We start from the raw sequence: 25,401 nt of genomic DNA on the forward strand, positions 1-25,401 counted from the left end.
GGGTCGAAGTGCTCGGCGAGCGAGGCGCGACAGTACGCACCGAGCGGCACCGTCAGGTCACCACGCTGCCACGACGACGTCGCCCGGTGGTACGGGCCCGCGACGACCGCGGTGATGTACGTCGAGATCGGCAGCGTCGGCTCGAACACGGCCCGCGACGCGTGCTGCGCGTCGGGGCGCTGGTTCGACAGCACCGTCCACCCGTCGGGCACCCGGACGTCGAACACGAACGGCGCCTTGAGGTCCGGTTGCTCGAAGCACGCGAAGACGCGCCGCGCGTCGGCGGGCTCGTACTGCGTGTACAGGTAGGTGTTGCCGTCCGCGGGGTCGACGAAGCGGTGCAGCCCCTCCCCTGTTCGGCTGTAGAGCCCGACGGCGTCGACGGTGACGCCGTTGACTCGCGTGAGTCCCGTGAGGCGGATCCGTGCGCCGTCGTACTCGACCGGGACCGGGTTGCCGTTGACGGTCACCCCCACGACTTCCGCGCCGAGGAAGTCGAGCCACGTCTCGTCCGCCGACGCACCGAATTCGACGGTCGTGCGGGTGGTGAACGTGTCAACGGCGGGATCGATCGCGTCGCGCAGGTCCAGTTCGACGCGGTATCCGAGTACGTCGATCGCTGCGGCGCGACGGACTGTTTCGGCACGGGTCAGGTTCGCGGTCGTCACGGTCTCCGATACTGCCACCACGTAACACGACCGACACGAACGTGAGATAGAAGTTGTTTCCCGAATCGGCGTCGTGCGGCGCCGCGGACACCGTCATGGCGCACGAGCACCGGAGGAGCCGATGAAGTTCACGCCCGCCGACCAGGAGAAACTACTCCTGTCGGTCGCCGGCATGGTGGCGCGCGACCGATTGGCGCGCGGAATCCTGCTCAACCATCCCGAAGCGGTCGCGCTGCTGAGCACGTGGGTGATCGAGAGTGCCCGGGAGGGCAAGCGGGTCGCCGACCTGATGACCGAGGGCCGCGAGGTGTTACGGCGCGAGCAGGTGATGCCGGGTGTCGCCGAGATGATCCACGACGTCCAGGTCGAGGCCACGTTCCCGGACGGGCGCAAGCTCGTCACTCTCCACGACCCGATCTCCTCCCACCCGGCCGCCTCCGGCCCGATCTCCTAGGAGCCGCGATGTCCGCCCGCACCACCGGACCGGGTGCCGTCCGCACCGCCGACGGCACCGTCGTCCTCAACGGCGACCGCTCGCCGGCCGAAAGGCTCACGCTCGTGATCGAGAACACCGGCGACCGTCCCGTCCAGATCGGCTCGCACCTGCACCTGCCCGACGCGAATCCGGCGCTCGCCTTCGACCGGGCCGCGGCGCACGGATTCCGGCTCGACGTTCCGTCCGGCACCTCCGAGCGGTTCGAACCGGGCGCGTCACGCGAGGTCGCGGCGGTCGCGCTGCGCGGTCGCCGCGTCGTCCCCGGCATCCAGGTCGAGTCGAGCAGCGGTGTCCGCGAGAGGGGCGAGCTCGATGGTTGAGATCTCACGCGCGAAGTACGCCGCGCTGTACGGCCCGACGACGGGCGATCAGGTGCGACTCGGCGACACCGACCTGTGGATCGAGGTCGAACGCGATCTCACGGTCGGCGGCGAGGAAGCGGTGTTCGGAGGTGGCAAGTCGATCCGCGAATCGATGGCGCAGGGCACCACCACACGCGCGGAGGGCGCGCCGGACACCGTGATCACGAACGCGCTCGTCCTCGACTGGTGGGGAGTGGTGAAGGCCGACGTCGGGATCCTCGACGGCCGCATCGTCGCACTCGGCCGCGCGGGCAATCCCGACATCGCCGACGGCGTGCACCCCGATCTGTGCATCGGCCCCTCCACCGACGTCGTGTCCGGCGAAGGCAAGATCCTCACGGCGGGCGGCATCGACCTGCACGTGCACTTCCTGTCCCCGTCGCAGATCCACGAAGCGCTCGCGACCGGCCTGACCACCCTCGCGGGCGGCGGCACCGGGCCGAGTGAAGGCAGCAAGGCCACCACCGTCACCCCGGGCGCGTGGCATCTGACGAACATGCATCGCGCGCTCGACGCGTACCCGATGAACTTCCTGCTGCTCGGCAAGGGCAACACGGTCTCGGCGGCGGGGCTCGCGGAGCAGGCGCTCGCGGGCGCGGGCGGCTACAAGGTGCACGAGGACTGGGGGTCGACGCCCGCCGCGATCGACGCCGCATTGCGCGCGGCCGACGACTGGGGCCTGCAGGTCGCGCTGCACTCCGACAGCCTCAACGAGGCCGGCTACGTCGATTCGACACTCCGCGCGATCGGCGACCGCTCGATCCACGCGTTCCACGCCGAGGGTGCGGGTGGCGGGCACGCGCCCGACATCATGACCGTCGCCGGGCGCGCCAATGTGATTCCGGGATCGACGAATCCGACTCTGCCGCACACCGTCAACACGGTCGCCGAGCATCTCGACATGCTGATGGTGTGCCACCACCTCAACCCGAACGTCCCGGAGGATCTCGCCTTCGCCGAGTCCCGTATCCGCGCCACGACCATCGCGGCCGAGGACGTGCTGCACGACATGGGCGCGATGTCGATCACGTCGTCGGACGCGCAGGCGATGGGGCGCATCGGCGAGGTGATCACCCGCACCTGGCAGGTCGCGCACGTCATGAAGCACCGACGCGGCACGCTCGGCGACTCGTTGCCCGCGGACAACGAACGCGCCCGCCGATATGTCGCGAAGTACACGATCAACCCGGCGATCGCGCACGGTCTCGACCGTGAGATCGGGTCGGTCGAGGTGGGCAAGCTCGCCGATCTCGCACTGTGGGATCCGGCCTTCTTCGGCGTGCGCCCGTCCGTCGTCTTCAAGGGCGGCGCACTCGCGTGGGGTGGGCTGGGCGACCCGAACGCCTCTATACCGACCCCGCAACCGGTGCTGATGCGCCCGTCCTTCGGCGACACGATCGGCGCGCACCTCTCGATGTCGTTCGTCTCGCCCGCCGCTGTCGACGACGGCCTCGCGCAGCGGCTCGGCCTCACTCGCACGCTCGCAGCGGTCACCGACACCCGCGCGATCGGCAAAGCCCAGATGGTCAACAACGACGCACTGCCTCGCATCGACATCGATCCCGAGACGTTCACGATCCGCGTGGACGGCGACGTGATCGAGCCCGCTCCGGCCACCGAACTGCCGCTCGCGCAGCTGTACTCGATGTTCTGAGCCGCAGTGACCGATCCACAGCTCGTACTCGCGATGCTCGCCGACGCGCGCCTGCCGACGGGCGGACACGCGCACTCCGCGGGCCTCGAACCCGCCATCCTCGCGGGCCTGTCGGGCGACGGTCGCCGGCTGCACGAGATCCCCGCACTCGCGCGCACCCGGCTGCGCACGATCACCGCGACCGAGGCCGGTGCAGCGGTCGCGGCCCGGCGGCTCTGGCTGCGCGGCCGACGGGACCTGTCTCCCGTCGAGACGGCATGGTGCGCTCGCACTCCGAGCGCCGCGATGCGGGACACCGCTCGACTGCTCGGCCGCGGTTACCTGCGGCTCGCGCGCGGCCTGTGGCCCGATGCCTTCGCCGAGTTCGTCCACGAACGGCCGGTGCGGCCGCTCGTCCTGGGCGTCGTGGGCGCGGTCGCGGGACTCGATGCGCGGCAGGTTGCCCTGCTCGTCGGCTACGACGACGTCCAGACGATCGCGTCTGCCGCACTCAAGCTCGTCCCGCTCGACCCTGTGCACGCGATGCGCTGGGTCCTCGATCTACAGCCGGACATCACCGCGATGGCCGACGGCGTTGCGAGCATCGCCGCGCCCGAGGACATTCCGGCATCCGGCGCCCCCGTCCTCGACGAACACGCCGAGGCACACGCTCGAACGACCAGGAGACTGTTCCATGCCTGACACACCCCGCACTCGCTCGTTCCGCCTCGGCGTCGCCGGCCCGGTGGGCACCGGAAAGAGTTCGCTCATCGCACTGTTGTGCCGCGAGCTGTCGCACGAGATGTCGATGGGCGTGATCACCAACGACATCTACACCGACGAGGACGCGCAGTTCCTCCGCTCGGCTGGTGTGCTCGACGTCGACCGGATCCGTGCCGTCGAGACCGGCGCGTGCCCGCACACCGCGATCCGCGACGACGTCACTCCGAACCTGATGGCCGTCGAAGACCTCGAACGCGATTTCGCGCCGCTCGACCTCGTGCTCGTCGAGTCCGGCGGCGACAATCTCACGGCGACGTTCTCCCCTGCCCTCGTCGACGCGCAGATCTTCGTACTCGACGTCGCGGGTGGCGGCGATGTCGCACGCAAGGGCGGGCCCGGCATCGCCCGTGCGGATCTGCTGATCGTCAACAAGACCGATCTCGCGCCGCACGTCGAGGTGGACGTCGCCCGCATGCTGACCGACGCGACCGCGGCACGCGAGGGTGGACCGGTTCTCGGCCTGTCGAAACACGACCGGGCGTCGATCGACGGGCTCGTCGAGTGGGTGCGGGCGATGACAGCCGCGGTGCTCGCAGGCGGGCACACCCCGGTCGATCCAGGCCCGATGGCGCCGCATTCGCACATCGGCGAGGACGGCACGGTGCTGACCCACGTCCACACACACGAGCGCGAGCACGGCCATTCGCACGCTCACTGACAGCACCGTCGTCCACCTCGATTCCGACGGCCGTGTCCGGCTCCGGACCGGTGCGCTGGCGCCACGGATTCTGCCCGCCGAGGACGGCGTGGTCCGCGTCGCACTCGTCGCCGCGCAGGCGCTGCTCCTCGCGGGCGACGAGGTGCGTCTCGATGTGCGTGTCGGCGCGGGGCGGTCACTCGAGATCGTCGAGACATCGGGCACCGTCGCGTACGACATGCGCGGCGGCCGCGCGTCGTGGAATGTCGACGTGACGATCGACGCCGACGGCTCACTCTTGTGGGACGGGCTGCCGTTCGTCGTCGCGTCCGGCTCGGACGTGGCACGGCACACGACGACGAGATTGGCGGCGGGAGCGACGTGCACGCTGCGGGAGACCTTCGTGTCGGGCCGCACCGCCGAGGACGGCGGCTGCATGGTCGCGACCACACACGCGTACCTGGACTGCACTCCCCTGCTCGTCGAGCAACTCACGCTGGATCCGCAGTCGCGTCGCGACCCGGCGTTGCTGGGCGGTGCCCGGTGCCTCGATCAGGTTACGACCCTCGGGCACCGGCTCACCGATCCCGGCGCGCTGCAACTCGAGGGGGTCGGAAGCGTCTACCGCAGGATGGGCGCCGACGCGCACACCACACGCGTCGCTCTTCGCGATCTGCTGTAGATCGCATGAGCCCCGGGAGGGCCGCCGATCTCGCGACCCTTACTCGGTGTCGAACGTGGCCCCGGCGTTCGTTGCGACTCGTTCGTCGCCGACCGACCAAGGGCCGACACTTCTTTTGGGGAGCGTCTGGTGAGACCTGGGACAAGGCTTGAGGTGGACCCCTATGGCGTACAGGGGCTGCCGAACATGCGGACGGGGCCACCGCTCACGTTGTCTCGCCTGCGCGAATCGGCCCCGCGGCGAGCGTTTCGGCTGCATGGAGGGCGTCGATGTCGCAGCCCCGAACCGCAGTCACCACCTGTGTGTTTCCTTCCGAACTGCTCGCCGTGCCCGAGAATACTGCGTCCATGGCGGCGCCTACGCCCGCTTTCAGCCACCACAGTGCCAGGAACCGAGCGGTCGGGTAGGTGCCGTTGTCGGTACGGATGAGCCGCAGACCTGAGAGCTGCTTTCCGATGGTCGCATGGGTGCGTCCCTGGTAAACGACACGGTGTATGAACGATGCTGCGGCATACACCGCCACGGGAAGAACGAAAGCGGCGGCGAACGCCGCCAACGGACCGAGAATCCTCCCGGTCGAATCCAGCGCCGCCATGGCGGCGACTGCGGGGGCCAGGTGCAAGGCGATGTCGACGACGGCGGCGACCAATCTGCGCAATGCCTTCGGCGACGGATACTGCTGTTCGACTGGCGATGTCACTGCTTCTCCTCCCGAATCGGGTACGGCTACTCGTTGAGTCCTGCTATCCCACGAAGGCGATGTTCCGCCAGGGCGAGGACGGGTCGGAGGTGAGGATGCGGTGGGCCTGAAAAGTGCTTTCGTAGAAGGGACCTGCGCTGTCGTCGTCGAATCGCAGGATGCGACCGAGGATGTAGCCGGCGGAGAAGTGCTCCCAGCTGACGTACGTGCGCTGCGCGCGCAAAGCTGCCGCACACAGGATGTTCTCCGCTTCCTCCCGAGTGCAGTACTCGGCGCCGAACCCCCAGTTGGCCATCGACGCGGCCCGCCCGTAGTCGTACGCACGGACCGAGGTGACGAATCCTTCCGGTGGAAGGAGACCGTCGGCCCGCATGCGCGATTCGTAGCGGGAGATGCGTTGTGCACGGGCCTTGAATCCCTCGATCGACTCCTCGGCGAACGCGTTGGCATGACAGGCGCGTTCGATCGCGGCGAGCCACTCGGCTGTGGTGATCGTCGCGAGTCCGGTCTCGGTGGCGATGCGGGTTCGTACTTCGAGAACGTTCTCGCCGTCGTGCCCGATGTTGCGTCCTGCCAGCAACGTGTGCGTTGCCTCCGCCCACGACGCGTTGCCGGTAACCGACCAGAGGTCTTTCAGCATTCGCCTCTCGTTACCGACGGAACCGCCCGTGCCGAGTCTGTTCCAGTGCGAGGCATTGAGAACAGCAAGATGCCCGCCGACCGCGAACCCGCGGGCCAGCGGGCCGTGGAACACGCCCGTCGCATCTGTCACCAGCATCGGGGTCGGACCGCTCGGCCCGGGCAGCAACTTCCGTCGAGGCTCTGCCTCACCTGCGGTCTCGGTCATCGTCGGCCCACTCCTCACGTATCGGTCCGGTACTTCCCGTGAGTTGGAGTCGCACGAGTGCCCAAAGGTTCCCGGGTCGTTCTACCGAGCCTGAACCGAATCGGGTCACGGCTGCGGGCCCTTCAGCGGTGCTGAGCGAGCCGGCTACCGACCCCGCCACAGCTCCGAGTCGACCACTTGCTCCACCGCGGCGCCACGGCGCCGTCGGCACCGACGGGTGTACGTGATCGCATCGACGCCCTCGACTCGCGACGACGGGTGCCCTCGCCCCGAGGCGCGCGAAGTAAATGCACCCGGTGCTCGGCGTGCGCCGACGGGCACGCCCTGAGACGGCGGCAACCCCGTAACGACGACAACCCCGGCGAAGTACTCGCCGGGGTTGTCGGGACGTCGGGCTGACAGGATTTGAACCTGCGACCACCTGACCCCCAGTCAGGTGCGCTACCAAGCTGCGCCACAGCCCGTCCACGCCCGCTTGCGGGCGCTCGATGAGATTACATCAGTGGCGACATCGAACGCTAATCGGCTGGTCAGCGATTCGACGCAGCGACCGAGGTGAATCTCGGGCGGTCAGCGCTTGCGTCGATCGCGCTTCTCGCGCACGCGTACCGAGATCCGCACCGGACTGCCGTCGAAGCCGAACTCCTCACGCAGCCGGCGCTCGAGGAAGCGCCGGTACCCGGCCTCGAGGAAACCGGTCGTGAAGAGAACGAATGTCGGCGGCCGCGTCCCGGCCTGCGTCGCGAACAGGATCCGGGGCAGCCGTCCCCCGCGCATCGGCGGTGGGGTGGCCGCGACGACCTCCTTGAGCCACGTGTTGAGACGGCCCGTCGAGATGCGTTTGTCCCACGACTCGAGCGCGGTGTCGAGCGCGGGCACGAGCTTCTGGACGGCGCGCCCGGTGTGCGCGGAGATGTTGACACGCTGCGCCCACGGCACGCGTTCGAGGTCGCGGTCGATCTCCCGCTCGAGCTGGTACCGACGGTCCTCGTCGACGAGATCCCACTTGTTGAACGCGAGCACGAGCGCGCGGCCCGCGTCGGCGACCATGCTGAGCACCCGCAGGTCCTGCTCGGTGATCGGTTCCGAGGCATCGATCAGCAGGATCGCGACCTCGGCCGCCTCGAGTGCGCCACGGGTACGCAGCGACGCGTAGAACTCGGCGCCGCTGGCGTGGCTCACCTTGCGGCGCAGACCTGCCGTGTCGACGAAACGCCACGGCCGCCCGCCGAGTTCGACGATCGAGTCCACCGGGTCGACGGTCGTGCCCGCGACATTGTGGACGACCGAGCGTTCGTCGCCCGCGAGCTTGTTGAGCAGGCTCGACTTGCCGACGTTCGGCTTTCCCACGAGCGCGACGCGACGCGGGCCGGCCGCCGCAGTCCCCTCGCGCGGCGCTTCGGGCAATGCCTCGAGCACCTTGTCGAGAAGATCGCCGGTGCCGCGTCCGTGCACGGCGCTGACGGGGTACGGCTCGCCGAGACCCAGCGACCACAGCGACGCCGCTTCGGCCTCGCCGCGCTCGTCGTCCACCTTGTTGGCCGCCAACAGAACCGGAGCCTTCGATCGCCGCAGGACGCGGGCCACGGCCTCGTCGGTCGCGGTCGCGCCGACGACTGCGTCGACCACGACGAGGATCGCGTCGGCCGTCTGCATCGCGTGTTCGGCCTGCCTGGCGACCGACTGCTGCAGCCCCTTCGCGTCGGGCTCCCAGCCTCCGGTGTCCTGCACCATGAACCGGCGCCCGTTCCAGTTGCCCTCGTAGGACACCCGGTCGCGGGTGACTCCGGGGACGTCCTGCACTACAGCCTCGCGGCGGCCGATGATGCGGTTCACGAGCGTCGACTTGCCGACGTTGGGTCGACCGACGACGGCGAGCGTCGGCAACGCGACTGCGCCCTCGTCGCCCGATTCGTCGTCGAATTCTCCGATCTCCCAGTCTGTTTCGTCGCTCCAGGTGCCGTCCGCGAACTGAGCGCCGCCGTCGAGGTCACCCGTCGCCGTCCGGTCGTCGGTCACTGCACTTCTCCCGTCCGGTCGCACACGAGCCGCACGAGCGTCGCGACGACGTCGTCGATGCCCATGTCGCTCGTGTCGACCACGTCTGCTTCGTCGGCGGCGCGCAACGGCGATACCGTCCTGGTCGAATCGAGGTGGTCGCGCCGTTCGACGTCGGCCAGCACCGCATCGAAGTCGTCGCCGCGGCCCTCCGCGATGTTCTGCGCGTTGCGCCTCTCGGCGCGCGCACGCGCCGACGCCGTGAGATACACCTTGACGTCGGCATCGGGCAGCACGACCGTGCCGATGTCGCGTCCTTCGACGACGATGTGCGGCGTGTCGGCGGCGATCGCACGCTGTCGCGCGACGAGTACCTCGCGCACCTGGGCCACCGCGGACACGGCCGACACGGCGCGCGTCACCGCCGCGCCGCGGATCTCGTCGGAGACGTCCTCGCCGTCGAGTTCGATCTGCTCGGCCGCGGGGTCGGTGCCGACCGACCACGCCAGCGCCGCGACCGCGCCTGCGACGGCCACCGCGTCCGCGAGGTCGACACCCTTGCGGAGGACGCCGAGTGTCGCGATCCGGTACATCGCGCCGGTGTCGAGATAGCGCGCGTCCAGGCTCGTCGCGAGCCGCTTGGAGACGGTCGACTTACCGGTGCCCGAAGGCCCGTCCATCGCGACGGTCAGTGCGCGCAGGTCCGCGCTCACAGGCCCACTCCTTCGTACAGCCCGCCGACCTCGCCGCGGCCGAGGACGCGGAGCGTGCCGGGGCGCTGGTCACCGAGCGCGACCGGCCCGATGTCGGTGCGCACGAGGCGCACGACCGGATACCCGACAGCGTCGAACAGTCGGCGCACGATGTGCTTGCGCCCTTCGTGCAGCGTGACCCGCACGAGCGACTTGCCCTCGTTGACGTCGAGCAAGGTGAACCGGTCCACCTTCGCGGGCCCGTCCTCGAGTTCGACACCTTCGCGGAGAGTCTTGCTCACACCCTTCTGCAGCTGCCCCGACACGGTCGCGAGGTACGTCTTCGCGACCTCGAAGGACGGATGCATCAGGCGGTGCGCGAGGTCGCCGTCATTGGTGAGCAGTAGCAGTCCTTCGGTGTCGGCGTCGAGCCTGCCGACGTGGAACAGCCGCTGCCCCGCGGCGACGCGTTCGGACACGATGTCGCCGACGCACGGACGCCCGAGATCATCCGACATGGTGGACTGCCAGCCACGCGGCTTGTTGAGCGCGAGGTGCACGAGATCCTTCTGCACGACGACGCGCACGCCGTCGACGCGGATGACGGCGTTCTCGGGATCGACACGCAGGCCCTGCTCGGCGACGATCCGACCGTCGACCTCGACGCGGCCCGCATCGATCATCTCCTCGGCCGCGCGGCGAGACGCGACGCCTGCCTGCGCGAGCACTTTCTGCAGCCGAACGCCCTCGCCCTGGGCATGACCGCCGACGGGACGCGACGGTCCGTGTTGGTGCCGTGCGGGCTTGGCATTGCTGATGGTGGGCGCAGCCTGCGGCGCGCGCGTGGGCTTGGGCGACTTGGCCTTGCCCTTCTTGTTCTTGGCCGCGCCGTTCTGGGCGCCCGCGTTCCTGGTTGCAGAGTTCCTGTTCGGGGCGTTCCGGCCTACCGTGCTCTTGCCGGCGCCGCGGCCGGGCTGACCTGCGGTGGGGGCGCCGCGGCGACCGTCCGCGGTACGCGACGAGCCCGCGCGTGCGTCGGAAGCCCGACGCGGGCGCTGTGAGTTCTTTCGTTCCGGTGTGCCATCTCGGCGAGCGGGTTTGTTCATTTTTCCTGTCAGTCTTCGGTGTCGATCCCCGGACCGGGATCGGCGCCGGGGTTCTTTTCCAGTGTGTCAGACCGGTATCGGCCTTGACGTCGAAGCATCCGCGGGTCCGTGTCGAGGCTGTCGTGGAGATCGTCGATGACGTCGACGTCGGGCAGCAACGGCGCGAGCTCGGGAAGTTCGGCGAGCGACGCGAGACCGAGTCGTTCCAGGAACAACTCCGTCGTCACGTACTGGGTGGCATTCGTCTCCGGATCCGCGGCCGCCTCTGCGATGAGGCCGCGCGCGAGGAGAGTGCGCACGACCCCGTCGACGTTGACGCCGCGGACCGCGCTCACCCGTGCCCTCGTGACCGGCTGCCGGTAGGCGATGACCGCGAGAGTTTCCAGTGCAGCGCGGGTGAGCTTGGAACGCGCGCCGTCGAGGAGCAATCGCTCGACGTACGGTGCGTGTTCGGTGCGCGTGTAGAACCGCCACCCGTCACCAGCGTACCGGAGGTCGATACCGCTCCCCGACTCCGTGAGGTCGGCCGACATCCGGCGCAGCATCGCGTCGATGCGGTCCTCGGCGGTCGCGGTGGCATCCGCGAGTTGACGCACCGGCGCGGGCGAGTCGACGACGAGCAACAGCGACTCGAGCACCGACTGCAGTTCGCGGTCGGTGAGCTCGGCGTCGGGAATCTCGGCGTCCTCGAGTTCGCTGCCGAGGCCGCTCTCGAGTTCGCTTGCCAGGCCGCTCTCGAAGCCGCCCTCGAGATGCTCGCCCATCCCGCTCTCCTTCTCCGTCATCCGTAGTCCTCTTCGGTGGCCGGAGCGTCGACGTCCGTGCCCGTCCACGACACCCGCAGCTCGGCGAGCGGCTCGGGCTGCTCGAAAGCGACGGCCTGCTCGCGATAGAGCTCGAGCAGCGCCAGGAACCGCGCGACGATGTGCACGGTCGATTCGCAGTCGGACACCAGATCGCCGAAACCGAGCCATTCGTGGGCCCCCATCCGGCGGAGCCGTTCGAGGACGAGGGCGGCCTGTTCGGGCACCGACACCGTCGGCACGTGGAGATGCCCGAGGCCCACGGTCGGTGGCGGCTTCGGTACCACGGCCGCCGCCGCGATCTCCGCGAAGCGCTGTGGGTCGACGCCCAGCAGCACCTCGGGCAGCAGCTGCGTGAACTGGTCCTCGAGAGCGACCGACCGCGGGTACCGGCGCAACGCCGCCGCCTCGAGCTCGCCGAACAGCTGCGCGACCTGCTTGTAGGCGCGGTATTGCAGCAGCCGAGCGAACAGCAGATCGCGCGCCTCGAGCAGGGCGAGATCCTCGGCATCGTCGACCTCTCCCGACGGCAGCAGTCGGGCGGCCTTCAAGTCGAGGAGAGTCGCGGCGACGACGAGGAACTCGGTGGTCTGGTCGAGGCCCATCTCGGCGCCCATGCGTTTGGTGTACGCGATGAACTCGTCGGTCACCTTGTGCAGCGCGATCTCGGTGACGTCGAGCTCCCGCTGGTTGATCAGCGTGAGCAGCAGATCGAACGGGCCCTCGAAGTTGCCGAGCGAGACCCGGAACCCTTCCGAAGCCGATTCGGCAACGCTGCCGGAAGCGTCGAGGCTCGCGTCCTGGCCGTCGGAGAACTCGGGAGACTCGGCCGGGGCGGGCAGTGTGGAGGGGGCGTCGGCCACCGACGCCTACCGCCCGGATCGGTGGATGACTTCGCGCGCGAGCGCCCGGTAGGCCCCCGCGCCGCCCGACTTGGGCGCCCACGTGGTGATGGGCTCGCCCGCGACACTCGTCTCCGGGAAACGGACCGTGCGGTTGATCACGGTGTCGTACACGAGGTCGCCGAAGACCTCGACGACGCGCGACATGACTTCGCGCGCGTGCAAGGTGCGCGAATCGAACATCGTCACGACGATGCCCGCGAGGGCGAGCTTCGGATTGAGCCGATCGCGCACCTTCTCCACGGTGTCGTTGAGCAACGCAAGGCCGCGCAAGCTGAAGAACTCGCACTCCATCGGAATGAGCACCGAATCGGCGCACGCGAGCGCGTTGACCGTGAGCAGTCCCAGCGACGGCTGGCAGTCGACGAGGATGTAGTCGTACCGGTCGCGCACCGCATGCAGCACGCGGCCCAGCGTCTGTTCGCGGCCGACCTCGGTGACCAGCTGGATCTCGGCTGCGGACAGGTCGATGTTGCTGGGCAGCAGATCCACGCCGTCGACCCGCGTGCGCATCAGGACCTCGTCGACCGACACCCGCGGTTCGACGAGCAGGTTGTGCACCGTGAGTTCGAGGTCGTGGTGCGCGACGCCGAGCCCCGCGGACAGAGCGCCCTGCGGATCGAGGTCGACGAGCAGGACGCGGCGACCGTATTCGGCGAGCGACGCGCCCAGGTTGATGGTCGACGTCGTCTTGCCGACACCACCCTTCTGGTTGCACATCGCGATGATCTGCGCCGGGCCGTGACTCGGGACCCGGGTGGGCTCGGGAATCTCGCGCATCGGCCTGCCGGTGGGCCCGAGCTCGACTTCCGTGTCGGGCTCCGCGGCTGCAGGTTCCGGTGCGGATTCGGCTTCGGGTTCCGCGAGTGGTTGGGGGTCGGCGGGTGCCGGCGCCGAGTCCGACTCGACAGCGTTGCCCTGCTCCGCTTCCTGATCGTCGGCGGTGGCGTGCAACGGTGGCGCGGCATCGGATGCCGGGTCGTCGGGACGTGAGGCGTCGGTGCGCGCCGCACGGGTGTCGCTGAGATGGATGCCGAACACGTCGCCCTCCGATCGGGATGACCGTGGGTCCCCCGCCTGACTCTGCGGTGTGGTCACAGTCGCCGAACTCCCCTGTCCTCTCGAATTCGCGGAACTCGAATACGCATCGTTATCCGAACGCTACCGCCTTGCAACGGGTTGATGCCGCCGACACGCACGTTATCGTGCGCGAGGATGCGCTTCCGACCACACCTCACGCAGCGAGGTGACCGTCACGAGTGTGTAGATCTGGGTGGTCGTGACCGACGCGTGGCCGAGCAGCTCCTGCACGACGCGCACGTCGGCACCCCCGTCGAGCAGATGCGTCGCGAACGAGTGCCGCAGCGTGTGCGGCGAGACGTCGGCGCTGATGCCTGCGGCGTCGGCGGCGCGCTGGAGGACCTGCCATGCACTCTGGCGGGACAACCTGCCGCCGCGGGCATTGAGGAACAGCGCAGGTGTCGCGCGCGAGATCAGGGCCGGCCTGCCCCGTACGAGATAGGCGTCGACCGCCTCGAGAGCGGGCCTGCCGATCGGCACCAATCGTTCACGGCCGCCTTTACCCCGCAGGAGTACCGAGCGCCCTTCGGTGTCGATGTCGTCGACGTCGAGGCCGACTCCTTCCGAAATGCGCGCGCCGGTCGAGTACAACAATTCGAGCAGAGCGCGGTCGCGCACTGCGCGGGGGCCGTCGGCCGGACCGCTCCCTCCGACGGCACCGATCAGCGCGAGCACGTCGTCGAGCGGCAGCGACTTGGGCAGCCGCCGAGCGGGTGCCGGCGGCCGCACCGCCCGCGCGACGTCCACCCGCACCAGGCCTTCCTCGGTCGCGAAGCGGTGCAGCCCGCGCACCGCGATGAGCGCGCGGGCTGCGGAACTGGCCGCGAGCGGCCGGACCCCACGTTCGACGTCGCCACGTCGCAGCAACAGGACGAAGTCGAGCACATCCTGTTCGGCGACGCGCTCGAGATCGCCGATCGACCGGTCGGCGAGGAAGCCCGCGTAACGACGAAGGTCGCGGCGATACGAGCTGAGCGTGTTGCGCGCCGCACCGCGTTCGACCGCGAGGTGGTCGAGGAACGAATCGACCTGCTGCGCAATCACATTCGATTCCACTCGTTCCTCGCCGCCTATCCGTGCCGTGTGCGCTCCGCGCCGTGCCGTGCGCGCTCCGCGAAACGCGTCGGACGATCGACCCATGGTGTGTCGAGGGGTCGTGGCCTGCCGCCGCGAGCACGCAGCGCGGCCAGACTCGTCACCCCGGCCACCGCCGTCGCATTGACTATCTCACCGCGCAACACCATGTCGACTGCATCGGCCAGCGCGACACGCGAGATTTCCATGTCGGCTTCCTCGTCGTGCGCGTCCGGACGATCGACGTCGGTGACCTCCTCGGCGAGGTACACCCGCACCGACTCGTCGGTGAAACCGGGCGACGACGCGACATCGACGAGCACACCCCACGTGCGTGCGGTGAGCCCCACTTCTTCCACGAGTTCCCGGCGCGCCGCGTCGAGCGGATCCTCGCCGGCGTGATCGAGCAGCCCGGCGGGCAGTTCCCACAGTCGCCGTCCCAGCGGCCTGCGGTACTGGTGCACGAGTGTGACGCGGTCCTGGTCGTCCACCGCTGCGATCGCGACCGCACCGTAGTGTTCGACGACCTCCCGTTCCGCGACCCGGCCGCCAGGCATCGCCACGTCGTCGACACGCAAGGCCACGATCGCCCCGTCGTACACGGTGCGGCTGCCGCGAGTGTCGAACTCGTGTGCGCCGGGCTGCTCCCCCACGTCGGTCAGCCCACGCTCTCGGTTGCCACGGACTCGGTGGCCTCCGCAGCGGCGTCGGCACCGTGCACGTCGACCGGCAGTCGCTCCTCGAGCTTGTAGTCCAGCGCCGCGTCGACGAAGGCTGCGAACAACGGGTGCGGGCGTGTCGGACGGCTCTTGAGCTCGGGATGCGCCTGCGTCGCGACGAGGAACGGATGCTGCTCAGCCGGGTACTCGACGAACTCGACGAGGTGCCCGTCGGGCGACGTCCCGCTGAACTGCAACCCGCTCTCGGCGATGCGGTCGCGGTACGCGTTGTTGACCTCGTAGCGATGACGGTGCCGCTCGGAGACATCCGTACTCCCGTACGCGCGGGCAACCACCGAGCCCTTCGTGAGCGTCGCGGGGTACGCCCCCAGGCGCATCGTGCCACCCAGGTCCGCTTCGCCTGCGACGACATCTTCCTGGTCGGCCATCGTCGAAATGACCGGATCCTTCGTGTCGGGCTCGAACTCCGTGGAGTTCGCGTCCGCAAGACCCACGCTGCGCGCGGCCTCGATGACGACGCACTGCAACCCGAGGCACAGGCCGAGCAACGGGATGCGTCGCTGACGCGCGAACCGGATGGCGCCGACCTTGCCCTCGATGCCGCGGATACCGAATCCACCCGGCACGAGGATGCCGTCGACGTCCGCGAGTTGCGCCTGCGCACCCGCATCGGTCTCGACGTCGTCCGACTGCACCCACACGATCTCGGTCTTGGCGCGGTGGGCGAAGCCGCCCGCGCGGATGGCCTCGGTGACCGACAGGTACGCATCGGGCAGGTCGACGTACTTGCCCACGAGCGCGATCTTCACCGTCTCGCGCGGCTCGTGGACGCGATCGAGCAGGCCGCCCCACACCGTCCAGTCGACGTCGCGGAACGGCAGACCCAACTGCCGCACGACGTACGCGTCGAGACCTTCGGCGTGCAGCACCTTCGGAATGTCGTAGATCGACGGCGCATCCGGGCAGGAGATGCAGCCGTCGACGTCGACGTCGCACATGAGCGCGATCTTCGCCTTGAGCGACTGCGACACGTCGCGATCGCAACGCAGGATGAGCGCATCCGGCTGGATGCCGATGCTGCGCAGTGCCGCGACCGAGTGCTGCGTGGGCTTGGTCTTGAGTTCGCCCGACGGCGCGAGAAACGGGACGAGCGAGACGTGCAGGAAGAAGACGTTGTCGCGGCCGACGTCGTGGCGTACCTGCCGCGCGGCCTCGAGGAAGGGCTGCGACTCGATGTCGCCGACCGTGCCACCGATCTCGGTGATGACGACGTCGGGGCTGTTGCCGTCGCGATCGGGCTCGCCCATCGCGAGGATGCGGCTCTTGATCTCGTCGGTGATGTGCGGGATCACCTGGACCGTGTCGCCCAGGTACTCGCCGCGGCGTTCCTTCGCGATGACACTCGAATAGACCTGGCCCGTCGTGACATTCGCCTGGCCGGACAGATCGCGGTCGAGGAAGCGCTCGTAGTGGCCGACGTCGAGGTCGGTCTCGGCGCCGTCTTCGGTGACGAAGACCTCGCCGTGTTGGAAGGGGTTCATCGTGCCCGGATCGACGTTGAGATACGGGTCGAGTTTCTGCATCGTCACGCGCATCCCGCGCGCCGTGAGCAGCTGGCCGAGGCTCGAGGCGGTCAGGCCCTTGCCGAGCGAGGAAGCGACGCCGCCGCTGACGAAAATATGCTTGGTGTCAGTACGCGGATGAGTGCGTGACTGTGACAAAGAGAGCTCCCGTGACGTCTGTGCAGGACTTGATCTCGAACACTGCTGGGGCCTGCCGACCCACGGGATTTCACAGTAACACGACGGTAGGACCGCGTGCCATGTTCCCGCAGTTCGGCGGCGTGGCATGTGACCCGGACTACTCGCACCACCGAATCCGCGCTAGCCCATCGGCACTCCTACCGTGACGGCCGACGCGCCGGGCCCCGAGCCGTATCTCCCCGAGCCGCCCGCGGACTGCTCCTGCAATGCGAGGGCCACGGTGATCTTGCCCGACTGACGGTCGACGTCGTCGACCGTCGTCAGACCCGACGACAGCGCCGCATCGGCCCGCGCGACGGCGACGGCTCCGTTGCCGCGCGCGGACTCCGGGCGACCTGCCAGGACCGTCCCCGCGCTCCGGCCGTCGAGGGCGCCTGCGAACCGCGCCACCACCGCACCGCGGTTTCCCGTCGCCGGCATCGAGGTGTCGGCGGCCGCACCGCCACCCGTCACGACGACGGCGGACTGCGCGGGCGCGAGCGCACCGTCTTCGTAGGAGATGAACCCGCCGCCACGCAGTGTGTCGAGCGCGAGCGTGCGCTCCTGCTCGGTCGGGGCGGGGGCGTCGGGCTTCGTCAACAACACCGCACCGATCAGATCACCGGCCATGCTGCCCTGGTCGACCGCACCTGTGCCGAGCGTGACCCCCGCCGGGATCACGTTGTTGACCACGGTGCGCAGCCGGTCGCCACCGGTTGCGTCCACGAAGGCGTCGGTGAGCGCGAGCCGACCGGTCACCGCGCCGCCCGCTGATTCGATCATGTGCTGCACGCCCTCCAGGTCCGACGGATCGGTGTCGGGTGTACTCACGAGGACCACGGTGCGGCCGGGCAGGGCGTCGCGCACGACCCTGCCTGCGACGGCACCGTCGAAACCGTCGGCGGCGTTGAGCTGTTCGCCGAGCCGGTTGTTCTCCTGTGCGGCGACCTCGAGATCGTGTTCGAGGCCCGCCTTGTCGTCGCGTAGGCCCGACACGAGCCCACTCGACAACAGTCCGGAACCGAGAACCACGCCGACCGCGAGCGCCGCGAAGATCGCGACGATCGTGACGACATGTCGCCGCATCGAAATCACGTGAACAGCCCCTGCACCCACGCGGAGAAGTCGTTCCACGTCGCCACCAGCCAGTCGGTGACCTCGACGCCCGCATCGGACACGAGCAGGGCGACGATGATCGCGACGAGCGCGGCGAGCACGAGCAGCGCGATCGCACCGCCCGAGACCCGACTGCGGTACAGCGTCGCCACCGCCTTCGCGTCGACGAGCTTGGGGCCGACCTTGAGTCGGGTGAGGAATGTCGACGGATTCGAGTCGCGTCGCTCGCCGTCGAAGAACTCGTCGAGCGAGATCGAATTGCCCACCGACACGATCAGCGACGCACCGTGATGGTCGACCAGCAGCAGCGCGAGCTCGGACGGCGAGCCGGACGCCGGGAACGTCATGGCCCCGATCCCGAGATCCTGGATGCGTTCGAGGCCCGATGCGTGCCCGTCGGGATCGGCGGGCAACACCACCTCGGCGCCCGACTTCAGCGTCGCTGTGCTCACTGCCTCCGGGTCGCCGACGATCAGGTCCGGGCGGTAGCCGGCCTTCGTCAACGCGTCCGCTCCCCCGCCGACGCCGACCAGCACCGGCGAGTACTCCTTGATGAACGGCTTGAGGTTCTTCAGATCGGCGACGTGATCCGGTCCGTCGTCGACCACCACGACATGTCTGCCCTCGAGTCGCACGTCGACGTCGGGCACACCGACACCGTCGATGAGCAGCGCGCTCTCGGCGCGCATGAACTCGATCGTGTTGCCCGAGAACGCCTCCAGATGGTCGACCAGACCCGTCTTGGCCTCGATCATGCGATCGGAGATCTCGGCTTCGTCCTGCTCGGTGCCGGACGCGAGCGCACGCTCGCCCGCGTACACGACGCCGCCCTCGATCCGGATCTTGCTGCCGTCCTTGATCTTCTTGAACACGTCGTCACCCGCGTCGTCGACGAGCGTGATGCCGTTGGCGACGATCATCTCCGGGCCCGCGGTGGGGAACTTCCCGGAGATCGCGGGGGACGCGTCGATCACCGCGAGCACGCCTGCCTTGACCAGTGCGTCCGCGGTGCCGCGGTCGATGTCGACCATGTCGAGTACGACGATGTCCCCCGGGCCGACGCGTCGCAGGAGCTTTGCCGTGTTGCGGTCCACGCGGGCGATACCGCTGATCCCGGGCAGACTCTCGGTGTGGCGTGACAACAATCCGGGCAGCTTCATGCGGTCGATCATGACGCGCAGTGACGCGCACCGGGTGGAGGCGCGCCGACGACGCCTACCACATCCGTCACACTGCCACCAGACCCGGACGGCAGTTCGTGACGCTATGCGTCGCGGTCGGCGTGCGCCGCCGTGAGCAGTTCCTCGGCATGCGCCCGGCCCGTCTCGGTGTCGCCCATCCCGGCCAGCATGCGCGCGAGTTCGGCGACTCGTTCGTCGTCGTCGAGCGAGCGGACCCCACTGCTCACGACTCCCTTCGCGTCGGACTTGTCGACGACGAGGTGGGTATCGGCGTACGCCGCCACCTGCGGCAGATGCGTCACGACGATGACCTGGTGGGTGCGCGCGAGCCGCGCGAGCCGCCGCCCGATCTCGACCGCGGCACGGCCGCCGACTCCGGCGTCGACCTCGTCGAACACCATCGTCGCGCCCGAGTCCGATCCGGCGAGCACCACTTCGAGGGCGAGCATCACGCGGGACAACTCGCCACCCGACGCACTCTTGCCGAGCGGGAGCGCCTGCGCGCCGCTGTGCGCCGCGAGCCGGAACTCGACGTCGTCGACGCCCGAGGCCCCGGCGTGCAGCAGCGTGTCGCCGACCGGCAACGGCGCGGTGTCCTGTGGTCCGGCCTCACGCGGCGCGACCGCCACCTCGAGCCCGGCGTTGCCCATCGCGAGCCCCGACAGCTCGCCACTGACTGCCTTCGCGAGCTTCGCGGCGGCCTTCTCGCGTGCCGCGGTGAGTTTGACCGCGGCCTCGGCCGTGGCGGCTGCGGCGTCGTCGACCTGCTTCTCGAGTACGGCGAGCGCTTCGGACGACACGTCGAGGCGGCCCAGCCGATCGCGCGCGGTGTCGGCCCACTCGAGCACTCCGTCGACATCGGCTGCGTACTTGCGGGTGAGCGTCTTGAGTTCGGCTTGGCGCGACAGCAACTGGTCGAGGGCATCCGGATCGGACGGCAGGCCCTCCAGGTAACCGGTGAGCTCGCCGGCGACGTCACCGACGACCGCGATCGCTTCGTCGAGGCGCGGTGCGAGCGACGTGAGTGCGGGATCGCCCGACGACTCGAGCCGCCCGCGCGCGTCGGCGAGCAGGGCGAGCGCCCCGGTCGCGCCGGGCACGTCGTCGGCCAGTTCGTCCGGTCCGCTGAGTGCCACCTGCGCACCGAGCGCAGCGGACCTCAGCGAATCGAGATCGCCCAGGCGCCGAACGTCCGCGACGATTGCCGTGTCCTCGCCGGGTTCGGGTGCCACCCGGTCGATCTCGTCGAGCGCGTAGGTCAGCTGATCCGCTTCCTGGGCGAGCTCGCGCGCACGCGTGGTGCGTTCGACGAGTTCGGCACGCGCGGCGAGCCATTCGGCGCGGTGCTTGCGGTACTTGGCGAGGTGCCCGGCGATCGTCTTGTCGCCGAAGCGGTCCAATGCGGCGCGTTGCTGTTCCGGTCGCAACAGTCGCAGCTGATCGTTCTGGCCGTGAATCGTGAGCAGCGGCGCGGTGACACCGGACAGCACCCCCGCGGGCACGCTGCGGCCGCCGAGATGTGCGCGCGAGCGGCCGTCGGCACCCACGGTGCGCACGGCGATGATGCTGCCGTCCTCGTCGCGTTCGGCACCGGCGGACTCCAGGAGTTCGTCGACCTCCCGTACGAGGTGCGCGGCGCAGTCGTCGGTGAAGAATCGTCCCTCGACCACCGCGCGCGCGGCTCCCAGCCGGACACGGCCCGTGTCGGCACGTGCGCCGCCGAGCAGATGCAGGCTCGTGACGACCATCGTCTTGCCCGCGCCGGTTTCCCCCGTGAGCACCGTGAGACCTTCGTGGAAACGCGCCGCGGCTTCGGAAATGACCCCCAGGCTGTCGATCCTGATCTCTGCGAGCACGACTAGGGCTTCCTTCCTCTCCATCCGGTGACGGGCAGTTCGAACTTGCGCACCAACCGGTCGGTGAACGGGGCCGAGTCCAACCGCACCCACAGCACGGGTTCGGCGGCTCGGACGACTTCGACCCGCCCTCCCGCGGGAAGCGCGAGCGTCCGTCGACCGTCACAGAAAACCAGACCGTCATGACTTCCGCGGAGCGTCTCGACCGCGATGACCGAATCGGGACTGGTCACGAGCGGTCGGGCGAACAACGCGTGGGCGTTGCTCGGCACCACGAGGATCGCTTCGAGTTCCGGCCACACGACCGGGCCACCTGCCGAGAACGCGTACGCCGTCGACCCGGTGGGCGACGACACCAGGACACCGTCGCAGCCGAACGACGACACGGGGCGACCGTCGACCTCGAGTACGACCTCCAGCACCCCGAGGCGCGAACGGTTCTCGATGCTCGCCTCGTTGAGCGCCCAACCGCGCTCGACCACGACGTCGTCGACGCGGACGATGATGTCGAGCGCCATGCGCTGTTCGACGCGGTACTCGCGGCGCACGACCTGGCCGAGTGCGTCGGCGAGATGTTCGGCCTCGGTTTCGGCGAGGAATCCGATGTGGCCGAGGTTGATTCCCAGCACGGGCACCGATGCCGACTTCGCGAGTTCGGCGGCGCGCAGGAATGTGCCGTCGCCGCCCAGCACGAGCACCATCTCGCACCCGCGTGCCGCGTCCGGGCCCGGTGCGACGATCGTGACCGGCAGGCCGGGCGCGAGTTGTCCGTCGAACACCGCACGACCCGCCGCCTCGACGCGGGTGCGGTCGACCTCGTCGATCAACACGCGCAGCGCGACTCCCGCATCGGCGAAGATCTTCGCGATCCGCCGCGCCGTCTCGGATGCGTCGTCGTGTCCCGGATGCGCGACGAGAAGGATCTCGCGGCTCACTGTGGCCCCTCTCGGACGGCGACGTCGATCATCCGCGCCACCGCGTCCTCGTCGAAATCGTGGCTGCCGTCCGCGCGCAGCCACAGGAAGTCCTCGACATTGCCCGACGGGCCGGGCAACGGACTCGCCGTCGCGCCGCGGACCGTCAGCCCGAAACCTGCAGCGGCGCGTGCCACACCGAGCACGGCCTCCGCCCGGAGTGCGGGATCACGTACGACACCGCCACTTCCGACACGGTCCTTGCCGACCTCGAACTGCGGCTTGACCATCGGCACGAGGTCGCCGCCGTCCGCGACGCACGCGGCGAATGCCGGCAGCACGAGTTCGAGCGCGATGAACGAGAGGTCGGCGACGACGAGATCGACGGTGCCGCCGATCTTCTCGGCGTCGATACCGCGAACGTTGGTGCGGTCGACGACGGTCACCCGGTCGTCGGTCTGCAGTCGCCACACGAGTTGGCCGTAGCCGACGTCGACGGCGACGACCTCGCGTGCGCCCTGGTGCAGCAACACGTCGGTGAAACCGCCGGTGGACGCACCTGCGTCCAGGCATCGCCGCCCGCTCACCTCGAGGCCCTGCGGACCGAAGGCCGCGAGCGCGCCGAGTAGTTTGTGGGCGCCGCGTGACGCCCACGAGATCTCGTTGTCGACCTCGACGACCCGCAGCGGTGTGCCGGGTTCGACCGCGGTCGCGGGCTTGGTGGCGGGTGCTCCGGAGATGAGCACGCGGCCCTCGGCGACGAGCGACTGGGCATGCTCTCGGGAACGTGCCAGGCCCCGCCGAACGAGTTCGGCGTCGACACGTGCGCGTCTGGCCACCCTAGATCTTGTCCAGCGTGGAGAGGGCGTCGGTGAGACGCTCGTGCGCCTCGTCGAGCAACCGTGCCTTCGCGGCGAGCACGCCCGCCACGTCGGTGTCCGCCGAACCGGCGACGTGTTCCTCGACCCCGTCGAGACGCGCCAGAATGTCACCGACATCGGCGCGGATCTGCTCGGGATCGACGGTGGGAGGCGGACCCGGAAGGGGGACTCCCGGGCGGGGGTTCGGCGTGCTCATCGCGTCCAACGCTAGACCATCCCCGCCGGGCACGCACACACCGCCGAGCGCGTCACAGCCGCCACGACGCCACGACTGCGGCGAGGGTGGGATCGTCGGATCGCACGTGCGTGACATCGGGATTCGCCCAGGCAGCACGGGCCACGTCGAGAAGGACCCGGACGTCCGGTGCAGGCGTTGCGCGCGGCGACACGACGATCTCGTCGCCGCGGACGGACACCTCGACCCCGGAGGGCCCGTCGACCGACGACCTCGTCGCCGGCTCGTTGAGCGCGTCGAGGGTCTCGCCGACGTAGGTCGGGCGGTGATCGGGACGCGCGAACACGAGATCGCGGGGCGTGCTCACGCCGGTGAGCACGAGCAGCGAGTCCGCGCCGACGGCGTGCGCTCCCTCGATGTCGGTGTCGAGCCGGTCGCCGACGACGAGCGCCCGACGTGATCCGCTCCGGGCGAGCGCGTCCTGCAGGAGCGGCGCGGCCGGTTTGCCTGCGACGAGTGGATCGCGCCCGGTCGCGGTGCGCAGCGCGGCCACCATCGCGCCGTTGCCGCACACCAACCCCCGCTCGGTCGGCAGAGTCGAATCGACGTTCGCGGCCACCCAGAGGGCGCCTGCGCGGAGGGCGAGCGTCGCTTCGGCGAGGATCGGCCAGCCGGTCTCGGGCGAGTGGCCCTGGACGACCGCCACCGGTTCGTCTTCGAACGATCGGACGGGCGCGAGCCCGGCCTCGGCAACCATGTCCGCGAGCGCGTCCGTGCCCACGACGAGCACCCGCGCGCCTGCGTCGAGATGCTCGGCGAGCAATCGCGCCGCGGATTGCGCGCTGGTGACGACCTGGTCGACCGATGCCGCGAATCCGAGTTCGGTGAGATGCTCGGCGACCTTCTCCGGGGGCCGGCTGGCGTTGTTCGTGACGTACAGCACCTGCTCCGTGTCTGACGTCCCACCCGCCGCGACGGCGTCCCGCGCACCGGGAATCTCGTGCGGACCGCGGTAGAGAGTGCCGTCGAGATCCAGCAGCAGCGCGTCGTAGGACTCGCGCAGGACCCCCGAGGCCGAGGTCACCGCATCGGTCACGGAGCGTCCCCGGTCAACTCGGCTACACGCTCCTCCGCGTCCGTGTCGCCGTCGAGGTCCGCGGCCGCGGCATTGAGGAACCAGTCGAGGCCGTCCTTCGTGCGACCGGCCGCGACGAGCGCGTCGGCATAGGCGTAGAACAACCGTGCCGCAGCCGGAGTCTTACGCGACGGATCCAGATCCGGCGTCTGCAATGTCACGACGGCCTGGTCGTACTGGCCGAGGTCCATCCGCGCGCCCGCGACCACGATCCGCAGCTCGGACGCCTCGTCTCCGCTCAGCTGGGCGGCTTCGTCGCTGCGTCCGAGTTCGATGGCACGTTCGGGACGCCCCATGCCCCGTTCGGCGTCGGCCATGACGGCGAGCAGACCGGGACCACCCGCCATCCGCCGCGCGGCACGCAATTCGGACAGTGCTTCGGCCCACTCACCCGCGTGATAGGCGGTGATGCCTGCGGTTTCACGGACCACTGCGATGCGCCCCGCACGCTGGCGCGCAGCACGTGCGTGCGCGAGTGCAGCCGTGGGGTCGTCATCGATCAGTCTGCTCGCCATCACGAGGTGACGGGCAACGGTGTCCGCATTCTTCTTGTCGAGACTGAGCAGGTCGCGCCGTACGGCGCCGTCGAGCTCGCTCGCGAGTACGTCGTCGGGCAGGTCGGGTTCGTCGGGACGAGCGTCCCCGCGCTGTGGACGTTCGCCGCCGCGCGTGCGCGCAGCATCGGGCCGGCCCCGACGATCGTCACGCGGGCCGCTGCCACCGGGGAATCTGCGGTCGCCGCCACCACGGCGGTCGTCGTTCCGGCCGCCGCGGCTCCGATCGTCCCTGCTTCGAAAATCCTTGTTCCGATCGTCCCTGTTCCGATCGCCGCGGCCGCGCTCGCCCGTACCGCCGCGACGCTCGCCGGACCGGTCCTCGAACTTGCGGGGTCCACCGTCCGATCGACGGCGGTCGTCGCCGCCCCGGAACTCTCGCCGCTCGGGAGGTCGACCGCCGCGGGGTTCGCCGCCGCGTCGCGCGTCACCACCGCTCGGACCGCGCCGCTTGCCGTATCGGGGCGCCGAGCTGTCCGAATCGCGGCGCGACTGCGCCGACGGTCGGTCACCACCGCGTTCCGGAGTGCGATCGGCGCTTCGACGAAAGGATCGGCGTCCCCCGTTGTTGCTGTCCGTCACTGTCTTTCCTTCCGCACACACGGCCGCTTGCAGGCCCGACTTCTCATACAAACACGAAAGGGGACCCAATGTCTTGGGTCCCCTTTCGGTAACGGATGTTCGGCGGTGTCCTACTCTCCCAC

At 69.5% G+C, this 25,401-nt stretch carries 24 protein-coding genes, 1 tRNA gene and 2 pseudogenes; 6 read left to right on the plus strand and 21 right to left on the minus strand.

The features are described from left to right. Window positions 1–668, minus strand: a pseudogene (locus HCA44_RS20295) (aminopeptidase N); the annotation flags it as partial. A gap of 121 nt (window positions 669–789) precedes the next feature. On the opposite strand from HCA44_RS20295, the gene HCA44_RS20300 reads away from it, so the two are divergent. The 6 genes from HCA44_RS20300 (at window position 790) to HCA44_RS20325 (ending at window position 5,261) form a co-directional block, all read left to right on the plus strand. After that, window positions 790–1,122 carry an urease subunit gamma gene (locus HCA44_RS20300; protein WP_169651147.1) on the plus strand — a complete coding sequence of 111 codons (333 nt, stop codon included), beginning with the start codon at window positions 790–792 and terminating at the stop codon, window positions 1,120–1,122. 8 nt (window positions 1,123–1,130) lie between these two features. Further along, window positions 1,131–1,484: an urease subunit beta gene (gene ureB, locus HCA44_RS20305; protein WP_169651148.1), complete on the plus strand. Its 354-nt coding sequence runs from the start codon at window positions 1,131–1,133 to the stop codon at window positions 1,482–1,484. Further along, window positions 1,477–3,180, plus strand: a complete 1,704-nt coding sequence (locus HCA44_RS20310; protein WP_169651149.1) for an urease subunit alpha — start codon at window positions 1,477–1,479, stop codon at window positions 3,178–3,180. Before ureB ends, HCA44_RS20310 begins: the two co-directional genes overlap by 8 nt. 6 nt (window positions 3,181–3,186) lie before the next feature. Next, the gene (locus HCA44_RS20315; protein WP_346764824.1) at window positions 3,187–3,861 is read left to right on the plus strand and encodes an urease accessory UreF family protein; all 675 of its coding nucleotides are present in this window, start codon (window positions 3,187–3,189) and stop codon (window positions 3,859–3,861) included. Continuing rightward, window positions 3,854–4,600 carry an urease accessory protein UreG gene (ureG, locus tag HCA44_RS20320; protein WP_169651150.1) on the plus strand — a complete coding sequence of 249 codons (747 nt, stop codon included), beginning with the start codon at window positions 3,854–3,856 and terminating at the stop codon, window positions 4,598–4,600. The genes HCA44_RS20315 and ureG overlap by 8 nt, the downstream gene beginning before the upstream one ends. A gap of 88 nt (window positions 4,601–4,688) precedes the next feature. Continuing rightward, complete coding sequence (locus HCA44_RS20325) at window positions 4,689–5,261, plus strand: urease accessory protein UreD (RefSeq protein WP_169651151.1); 573 nt, start codon at window positions 4,689–4,691, stop codon at window positions 5,259–5,261. A gap of 205 nt (window positions 5,262–5,466) precedes the next feature. Here the strand turns inward: HCA44_RS20325 and HCA44_RS20330 are convergent, their stop codons facing one another. From HCA44_RS20330 to HCA44_RS20425, 20 genes and pseudogenes are all read right to left on the minus strand, one after another. After that, window positions 5,467–5,961, minus strand: coding sequence for an RDD family protein (locus HCA44_RS20330; RefSeq protein WP_169651152.1), 495 nt, complete (start codon window positions 5,959–5,961; stop codon window positions 5,467–5,469). A gap of 43 nt (window positions 5,962–6,004) precedes the next feature. Further along, window positions 6,005–6,601 carry a DUF1266 domain-containing protein gene (locus HCA44_RS20335; protein ID WP_169651153.1) on the minus strand — a complete coding sequence of 199 codons (597 nt, stop codon included), beginning with the start codon at window positions 6,599–6,601 and terminating at the stop codon, window positions 6,005–6,007. A 597-nt stretch (window positions 6,602–7,198) separates the two neighbouring features. Beyond that, a tRNA-Pro gene (locus HCA44_RS20340) sits at window positions 7,199–7,272 on the minus strand. A gap of 106 nt (window positions 7,273–7,378) precedes the next feature. Beyond that, window positions 7,379–8,827: a ribosome biogenesis GTPase Der gene (gene der / locus HCA44_RS20345; RefSeq protein WP_169651154.1), complete on the minus strand. Its 1,449-nt coding sequence runs from the start codon at window positions 8,825–8,827 to the stop codon at window positions 7,379–7,381. Continuing rightward, window positions 8,824–9,486 (minus strand): (d)CMP kinase, encoded by a 663-nt coding sequence (cmk, locus tag HCA44_RS20350; protein ID WP_169651165.1) that lies wholly within the window; start codon window positions 9,484–9,486, stop codon window positions 8,824–8,826. Before cmk ends, der begins: the two co-directional genes overlap by 4 nt. Window positions 9,487–9,515: 29 nt before the next feature. Continuing rightward, window positions 9,516–10,604: a pseudouridine synthase gene (locus tag HCA44_RS20355; protein ID WP_169651155.1), complete on the minus strand. Its 1,089-nt coding sequence runs from the start codon at window positions 10,602–10,604 to the stop codon at window positions 9,516–9,518. 8 nt (window positions 10,605–10,612) lie between these two features. Beyond that, window positions 10,613–11,389 carry an SMC-Scp complex subunit ScpB gene (gene scpB / locus HCA44_RS20360; RefSeq protein WP_240945692.1) on the minus strand — a complete coding sequence of 259 codons (777 nt, stop codon included), beginning with the start codon at window positions 11,387–11,389 and terminating at the stop codon, window positions 10,613–10,615. Then, complete coding sequence (locus HCA44_RS20365) at window positions 11,386–12,270, minus strand: segregation/condensation protein A (protein ID WP_346764825.1); 885 nt, start codon at window positions 12,268–12,270, stop codon at window positions 11,386–11,388. Before HCA44_RS20365 ends, scpB begins: the two co-directional genes overlap by 4 nt. A 6-nt stretch (window positions 12,271–12,276) precedes the next feature. Continuing rightward, window positions 12,277–13,341 (minus strand): ParA family protein, encoded by a 1,065-nt coding sequence (locus HCA44_RS20370; protein ID WP_169651168.1) that lies wholly within the window; start codon window positions 13,339–13,341, stop codon window positions 12,277–12,279. A gap of 168 nt (window positions 13,342–13,509) precedes the next feature. Beyond that, window positions 13,510–14,433 carry a site-specific tyrosine recombinase XerD gene (xerD, locus tag HCA44_RS20375; RefSeq protein WP_346764826.1) on the minus strand — a complete coding sequence of 308 codons (924 nt, stop codon included), beginning with the start codon at window positions 14,431–14,433 and terminating at the stop codon, window positions 13,510–13,512. A 26-nt stretch (window positions 14,434–14,459) separates the two neighbouring features. Continuing rightward, complete coding sequence (locus HCA44_RS20380) at window positions 14,460–15,116, minus strand: NUDIX hydrolase (protein WP_346764827.1); 657 nt, start codon at window positions 15,114–15,116, stop codon at window positions 14,460–14,462. 5 nt (window positions 15,117–15,121) lie between these two features. Beyond that, on the minus strand, window positions 15,122–16,864 hold the full coding sequence (locus HCA44_RS20385) for a CTP synthase (RefSeq protein WP_169651157.1): 1,743 nt from the start codon (window positions 16,862–16,864) through the stop codon (window positions 15,122–15,124). A gap of 162 nt (window positions 16,865–17,026) precedes the next feature. Then, a complete protein-coding gene (locus tag HCA44_RS20390; protein ID WP_169651158.1) occupies window positions 17,027–17,980 on the minus strand; it encodes a copper transporter in 954 nt (317 codons plus the stop codon). Further along, complete coding sequence (steA, locus tag HCA44_RS20395; RefSeq protein ID WP_169651159.1) at window positions 17,977–19,161, minus strand: putative cytokinetic ring protein SteA; 1,185 nt, start codon at window positions 19,159–19,161, stop codon at window positions 17,977–17,979. Before steA ends, HCA44_RS20390 begins: the two co-directional genes overlap by 4 nt. A gap of 104 nt (window positions 19,162–19,265) precedes the next feature. Continuing rightward, the gene (gene recN / locus HCA44_RS20400) at window positions 19,266–21,038 is read right to left on the minus strand and encodes a DNA repair protein RecN (protein ID WP_169651160.1); all 1,773 of its coding nucleotides are present in this window, start codon (window positions 21,036–21,038) and stop codon (window positions 19,266–19,268) included. Between the two features lie 2 nt (window positions 21,039–21,040). Beyond that, window positions 21,041–21,973: an NAD kinase gene (locus tag HCA44_RS20405; protein WP_169651161.1), complete on the minus strand. Its 933-nt coding sequence runs from the start codon at window positions 21,971–21,973 to the stop codon at window positions 21,041–21,043. Further along, a complete protein-coding gene (locus tag HCA44_RS20410) occupies window positions 21,970–22,791 on the minus strand; it encodes a TlyA family RNA methyltransferase (RefSeq protein ID WP_169651162.1) in 822 nt (273 codons plus the stop codon). Before HCA44_RS20410 ends, HCA44_RS20405 begins: the two co-directional genes overlap by 4 nt. Before the next feature lies 1 nt (window position 22,792). After that, entirely contained in the window at window positions 22,793–23,029 is a 237-nt protein-coding gene (locus HCA44_RS20415) for a hypothetical protein (protein WP_169651163.1), read from the minus strand. A 52-nt stretch (window positions 23,030–23,081) separates the two neighbouring features. Further along, window positions 23,082–24,104 (minus strand): HAD-IIA family hydrolase, encoded by a 1,023-nt coding sequence (locus tag HCA44_RS20420; protein WP_346764828.1) that lies wholly within the window; start codon window positions 24,102–24,104, stop codon window positions 23,082–23,084. Beyond that, window positions 24,101–24,931: pseudogene (locus HCA44_RS20425) on the minus strand (hypothetical protein); the annotation flags it as partial. The pseudogene HCA44_RS20425 and the gene HCA44_RS20420, both read right to left, overlap by 4 nt. Window positions 24,932–25,401: the final 470 nt, after the last annotated feature.

It is taken from the genome of Rhodococcus sp. HNM0569 (genome assembly GCF_012726205.1).
Lineage (GTDB): Bacteria > Actinomycetota > Actinomycetes > Mycobacteriales > Mycobacteriaceae > Rhodococcus_F.

What these genes read in the sequence shown, in the direction of transcription:
- HCA44_RS20300 (WP_169651147.1), top strand. Translation starts at nt 790, where the DNA reads ATGAAGTTCACGCCCGCCGACCAGGAGAAACTACTCCTGTCGGTCGCC.
- ureB (WP_169651148.1), top strand. Translation starts at nt 1,131, where the DNA reads ATGTCCGCCCGCACCACCGGACCGGGTGCCGTCCGCACCGCCGACGGC.
- HCA44_RS20310 (WP_169651149.1), top strand. Translation starts at nt 1,477, where the DNA reads ATGGTTGAGATCTCACGCGCGAAGTACGCCGCGCTGTACGGCCCGACG.
- ureG (WP_169651150.1), top strand. Translation starts at nt 3,854, where the DNA reads ATGCCTGACACACCCCGCACTCGCTCGTTCCGCCTCGGCGTCGCCGGC.
- HCA44_RS20335 (WP_169651153.1), bottom strand. Translation starts at nt 6,601, where the DNA reads ATGCTGAAAGACCTCTGGTCGGTTACCGGCAACGCGTCGTGGGCGGAG.
- cmk (WP_169651165.1), bottom strand. Translation starts at nt 9,486, where the DNA reads ATGGACGGGCCTTCGGGCACCGGTAAGTCGACCGTCTCCAAGCGGCTC.
- HCA44_RS20355 (WP_169651155.1), bottom strand. Translation starts at nt 10,604, where the DNA reads ATGAACAAACCCGCTCGCCGAGATGGCACACCGGAACGAAAGAACTCA.
- scpB (WP_240945692.1), bottom strand. Translation starts at nt 11,389, where the DNA reads ATGACGGAGAAGGAGAGCGGGATGGGCGAGCATCTCGAGGGCGGCTTC.
- steA (WP_169651159.1), bottom strand. Translation starts at nt 19,161, where the DNA reads ATGAAGCTGCCCGGATTGTTGTCACGCCACACCGAGAGTCTGCCCGGG.
- HCA44_RS20415 (WP_169651163.1), bottom strand. Translation starts at nt 23,029, where the DNA reads ATGAGCACGCCGAACCCCCGCCCGGGAGTCCCCCTTCCGGGTCCGCCT.